The 6,260-nt window shown below is 58.3% G+C and carries 2 protein-coding genes; one reads left to right on the top strand and one right to left on the bottom strand.

The features are described 5' to 3' along the window. Positions 1 to 147: 147 nt before the first annotated feature. Positions 148 to 642 (top strand): hypothetical protein, encoded by a 495-nt coding sequence (locus G5533_RS08135; protein WP_216952967.1) that lies wholly within the window; start codon positions 148 to 150, stop codon positions 640 to 642. Between the two features lie 70 nt (positions 643 to 712). Here the strand turns inward: G5533_RS08135 and G5533_RS08140 are convergent, their stop codons facing one another. Beyond that, positions 713 to 6,241, bottom strand: a complete 5,529-nt coding sequence (locus G5533_RS08140; protein ID WP_441254687.1) for a type I secretion C-terminal target domain-containing protein — start codon at positions 6,239 to 6,241, stop codon at positions 713 to 715. Between the last annotated feature and the right edge of the window lie 19 nt (positions 6,242 to 6,260).

Consider the following 6,260-nt stretch of genomic DNA (forward strand, 5'->3'; position numbering starts at 1 on the left):
ATCTATGATAGCAAACCAATTTTGTAAAGCACCCCCGGTAACCCCTCCATTTACACCGATGCAGCACGCATGCTGACAGAGGTTGTCGCTCAGGTGATAATAGGCACCGGTTGGCCAATGGCCTGATAAATGGACGAGAGAAGCAAGATGAAAAAGATGATGGGGTGCGCATTGGCGCTGCTGCTGGCAGGTTGTGCTGGCGACAATAACGGTGGTGAGGAGTATCGCTACAACCCGCCGGTCGCCAAGGCGACCAACAATACCCAGGAGATGGCGATCCCGGTGGATCTGGTGTGGGCTCGCGCCGAAAAGTGGTTCACCGACCACGGCCTCACCATCGAAAACAGTCAGCGCGGTGCTGGCCTGATGACCGCCAATGTCAACCAGTCGGCCGACGGACTTGAGTGGCTGGACTGCGGCACCATGGGTTCCAAAGTAGCACTGGGCAACCCTGACCTGCAGATCAACCTGATCATCACCCAGAGCGGCAACAGCAGCGTGGCCACCGTCAACGTCAAAGGCAACACCGAGCTGTTCTTTGTGGAATCCTCAGGCGAGCGCGTATCAGCCCCGTCCATCAAGCCGGTCTGCGTCTCCCGCGGCACCCTTGAGCAGAGCCTGTTTGCCACACTCGGCAACTAATTTCGCCTCCCTGCCAAGATAAAAAAAGCGGCAGATTGCTCTGCCGCTTTTTTACTGTCCCGAGTTGGGCTTACTTATCGATATCGAGCATGTTGTTGGTCAGCATGTAATCGATCACTTGGTTGGCAGTAGTACCTGCCCCCCCCGTCAGGCTATCGAAAGTATGGTTCATCAGCACTATTTCCTGAGTCACCGACGCAGTACTGCTCTCCTTGACCTGTAGATGTACCCCTTCATTGTCCTGGAACACCGACAGCAGGCTCTTCAGATCGTTCTGGTTACGAGAACCGTCGTGATCCAACAGGTCGCTCAGATCCAGCTTGTCACCTTCCGCCTTGGAGAAGTCGACCACGTAATCCTTGGCAACGCTGCCTGCGGCGGTATCGCCCTGCAGCCAGGTGAAGGTATCGGCACCGCTATCCCCCTTGAGAATGTCATTGCCAAGCCCGCCAACCAGGATGTCATTGCCCAGACCACCGATCAGGTTATCGTCGCCAAGACCACCAAACAGGGTATCGTTGCCGCTGCCACCGTACAGGGTATCGTTGCCGCTCTCGCCATACAGGGTGTCGTTGCCGGCACCACCGAACAGGATGTCGTTGCCGGCACCACCGAACAGGAAGTCATCGCCACCCTGACCGAACAGGATGTCGTTGCCATCCCCGCCAATCAGCACGTCCGCCTTGTCATTGCTGGAGGACTGATCGAACTCGCTGGCATGGTCCGTGATGTAGTCATGGACCTGGGCATCGGTCACCGAGCCTGCGCCCAGCTTGCCGGCCACATACTGCTTGATGGCCGCGTAGCCTTCACCGTTGATACCGGCGAAGTGGATGGCATCCCCGAACAGGATGTCGTCGCCAGCACCGCCGTCGATCCGGTCACTGCCCGGCAGGTTATTCACCGAGGTGCCCAAGATGGCGTTGGCCAAATCGCTGGCGTTGACGCCGGTCATGATGACGCCGTCAGAGTCATAGGACTTGAGATCGTTGTAGGAGATGTTGGCCCCCAGTCCGATCGCTTCTACCGTAACCCCCATCCCAGTAAGCAGCCCAAAACCTGCTACCGAGTTATTGATAGTTGAGCTGGAGGTAGTGCCGCCATCACCATCCAGTGTTGAGTAGGTATATCCCCCCCTACCATCCGGACGCATAAAACCGATCGGGTTGCTGTATCTACCATCGGCATACACTCGGCCAGCGCTGTCGATGATGGTGTAGCCATTGGAGCTATATACCCGACCCGGAATATAGGTGCCACCAAGCAGACTGTTGAGATAGACGTCATAGCTGCTACCTGAGAAATTCAATACCCTCGGGTTGGAGCCTTCGTTACCGAGGTAATAAGTTGGCTGACCATCGGTAATGAAATAGGACAGATTCTTGGCATTACTGTTACTTTGAGCCGTAGAACTACTGAACCAGTTAGCAACCGTCTTGAACACATCTTCATAGTTGGTCCCCCCTCCGCTACTCATGGAATCGATTACAGCCTGCAGCTGATTCAAGGCATTGCTGTCTTTCAGGTTCACACTAATACTGGCATTCGACAGAGCATCAAAGTCAACCAGCATGATGTTGACTGTACCAGCCCCTTCGCTACCTGCGCTCGCTTTGAGGCTGGCGAAGATCTGTGCCAACTGGCTCTTGATGGTGTTCATGGCGCTGGTGCCGATACTGCCCGAGCTGTCGACCATAAAGGCGATGTTGTAGTTCTGGCCCGGCAGTACCACGCTGCCATCCAGATCCCCGACCACGATATTGTGCTCGTTGCCATAGGTGCGGTTCTGATCGCCCGGCTCCCCTTCGGTGGAAAGGAAGTAGCTCATGCGGATCGAATCCTGATCCGATGCACTGCTGGTCTGATCGGTCGCCACTTCCTTGGCAATGGCTTCTACCTTGAGGTCGAACTGGCCGGCACTGCTGCCCGGCACCCGCAGGGTCAGACCGGTCAGTTTGACGTCCAACGCGCTCTGGTTCCACAGACCGGTCAGCGTCAGCGTGCCATCGGCCCCCACGGTACCTAGCACGGTGGAGCCCTGATAGAGGGTCGACCCCATCGGCATGCCGGTCAGCACCAGGCTGTCGAACTGCTCGCTACCATCACGGTCGGTCAGGGAAGCAGTGATCTCGAGCGGGTAATCCACCACACTCGGCTGTACCGCCGTCAGGGTGCCGTCGGTCTGGTTGAACTGGTAAATGCCGTCATCAAACTGCACCAACTCGATGTCGTAGAGCGACTTACTGATGGTGACGCCGTTCTCCTTCACCAGGAAGTTGAAACCGCCGTCACTTCTGCGCTCGATGACATAGTTGGCACGCGAACCCATCAGTACGGCCAGGTCGGTACCGGCGCCGCCAAACAGGGTGTCGCCACCCAATCCGGCCACCAGGATATCGTTGCCGGTACCGCCGTCGAGGGTGTCACCTGAGGTGGAGTTGCCACCGACCAGCACGTCATTGCCAGCACCGCCGACGAAGTAATCGCCGCCGCCCTTCACGCTGACGATATAGTCATTGCCGTTGCCGCCCACCACTTGATCCTGACTGGTGGTGCTGTCGGTCAGACTATTGGTGATGCCAAAGTTGCCCTTGTTGAAGTTGCCGCTCTGGAACGCCCCGGTGGAGATGCCGGACGACGGGTACTGGGTATAAAGCGGGACGCCGTTGCCGGTCAGGCTGATGTCGACCACCGGCTTGTCCGCGACCGCCGTGATATCGATCACCAGCTTGCCTGAGTTACTCAGGTTGGCACCATCGCTGATCTGGTAACCCAGAGTGGCGTAGTCCCCTTGCTGGTTGCCCGTCGTCGTACCGCCACCATTGAGGGCATTGCTGCTGGATTCATTGAGACTAGGCACAAAGCGCAGATGGCCGCTGTCGATATCGGCGTAGGAGACAAGATCCCCCACCTTCACTGCAATCCACTGGCCAGCAGCGTTCAGGTATTCCAGCTTGCCGCTCAGCGGCAGGGTGTTGATCTGCACGCTCAGGTCAGAAGCGGCCTGATCATCGCTGGCACCAAACTGGGCCCACTTCAGCACCAGTGGCGCGTCCTCCTTGCCGGCACTGTAGCCACCCGTGGTCACCGGCGCCCGATCGTTGTCCACTATGGTGCCGGTCCCGCTCTGCCCACCGATGGTCACCGAGAGGGTCTCGTTCGTTTCGACCAAGCGATCGTTCACCGTCGGGATGGTCACAGTGAAGTCCGACACGCCGGCTGGTACCGTGATCTTGCCGGTAGTGCTGTTATAGGTCACACCATTGCTGAACTGGGCATTGCCCCAATCCTGGTTGGAGGCGGAGTTGTTACCCGAACCACGAATGGCGAAATCGTATTCAGTCGCTTCCTGGGTCGCATCTGACAGGGTGACTTTGTGCAGCAGATTGCCCCCTTCGGTTACGCTCTCGCTGGAGACTCCCTGAACCAGCGGCGTGAAGAGAGGCTTGGTTGCAAAGGAGCCAATGCTGGCGTCGCCGTCACCATCCACCACCCGGACCTGGAAGTCGATGTCGCCATCACCCAGAGGTTTGGACATGCGCTGATACTGGAAGAACTCCCACTTGCTTGTGGCCGGCGTAAACTCCAGCTTGAAGATGAGGTTGCCGTCCGCATCCTTCCCGACCAGGGTATTAGCGCCGCTGGCGGTGATGGCGATGGCAGAACCGGAAGCCGTTCGCAGACCATTTTCGAAGGTTGCCGGGTCCATTACCAGCCCGATGGAGCCCTTGCCATCCGCCCCCCACTGCGGGGTCACGGTGCCAGAACCATAGGCAATTGCCTGCGCCGTGTTGGAACCGAGGAACTCGATGCTCTGTACGGTGAAGTCGCTGTTGTCGGAGGTATTGGTGCTGCCGTTGTTGGTCGCCTTGATCACCATGGTATCAAAGCCACCCTGCTGCACCTGGAAGTTCTGGTTGAACTCCCCACCCGATGCGTTGGAGTTGAATACCAGGGTACTGATCAGTACACCACCGCGATAGAACTCCACGACCCCGCTCTCCAGCTCGCCGCCAAACATCTTGCTGAACTTGATGTTGGCGCCGTAGGCAACCTTGCCCGCATCCAGCCTGACGATCAGCTGCTCGGAGGCGGACGATCCGTCGGCAAAGTGACGGAAGTCAATCTCGTTGGCGAGGTTGTGGTAAGGCGCAGCTCCGCTGGCCACCCCCAGCCCCGAGCTGGAACCGTTGACCACCGCCGTTACCAGTGAGGAGTCTGTTGCCGACTTGAAGCCCAGGGCGCTGATAGTAAAGCCCGCCATGTTCAGAGTGCTCTGGTTGCCACTGTACTTGGTCAGGTCAAAGAGCCCGGTCAGCACGTTCGGAATATCGGTCTTCACCACGGAAACGGCATCGCTGTTGTCAGCAATGGGGGAGTCGTCCTCAACACTGACATCCAGCTTGTCCTTGGTGACGCCGCTGCCATCGGAGACCTCCACATCCAGCTGGAACGACAACTTGTCTTCCGAGGTCGTATCCCCGTGGTCGAGGGGACCTTTGAGGGTCACGTCATAGGTCCACTCACCCTTTCCACTGGCATTGGGTGCCGTCAGCTTGACCTCGACCACAGCCTTGTAATCGGCGCCGCCAATCACCCCTGTGTAGCCAACCAGCGTCTTGCTGCCCGCATCCCAGCTCCACTGGACCTTTGCCCCACCGGACGTCAGCCCGGCCGGTCCATTCAAGGAAATGTTGAGTGTGCTGCTGTCGATGTCGCCCACCGAGAGGGTACCGGACGCCTTGATGGCATTGGTGGTATCCGGATTGCCGACCGTGTCGGCAATGCCGTTTGCCAACCCCTCTTCAGAGACGACAACCCCGTTGGAGATGGTCAGCGTCGGCAGATCGTTGACCGCATCCACCTTGATGGTCACGGTTGCGGGACTCGCATCCACGGCGCCGTCGTTGTCTACCGCCGCATAGTTGAAGCTGGTGTTGCCGTTCCAGTTCGTATTCGGTGTGAAGGTGAGGTTGCCGGCGTCCGCTACCGCAATGCTCTGATCCACTGTCACCGCAACCCCGTTCAGATAGAGGATGCCGTTGGCAGGCAGGCTCTTGATGGTGAAACTCACCACGTTGCCATCAATGTCGCTGCCACTGAGGGTCGGAATGGCGATGCTGGCTGCATCTTCCTGGCCGTTTGCCTGCTTGTTCGCCGTCTCCGGCGCTTCATTCAGGATCTGCGCGTTGTCGCTGCCCGGCTGTGAGACGTTGCCCGCCTTGTCGGTCTGGGTCGCCGTCACCGTCAGCGACTTGCCGTTGGCCGGGGTCGTTTCCGTCCAGCTGATGGTGCCGTTCTGATAGCCGTAGCTCTTGCCATTGCTTGACAGCAGGGTGCCATCGGCCTTGAGCGTCAATTGGACAGTGCTGTTCACCCCGCCATTGTTGATAGTCAGCGTCACCTTGCCGCCCGCAACCAGGTCTGCGTGATTGATCCCGGCACGTAACTGGATCTGATCATTGCCAATCTCGGCCTTGGTCAGCATTTGGTCATTATTGGTGTCATCAACGATGGTCACGGTCGGTGCTGAGGAAGCTACGCTGTCCAGGATCGCCTCTTCCTTGTCGCTCGCCGGGTTGCCCGCCTGGTCGGTCACGTCCGCCTTCACGGTGAAC

The organism is Aeromonas sp. A600620, from assembly GCF_029479985.1.
GTDB lineage: Bacteria > Pseudomonadota > Gammaproteobacteria > Enterobacterales > Aeromonadaceae > Aeromonas > Aeromonas veronii_A.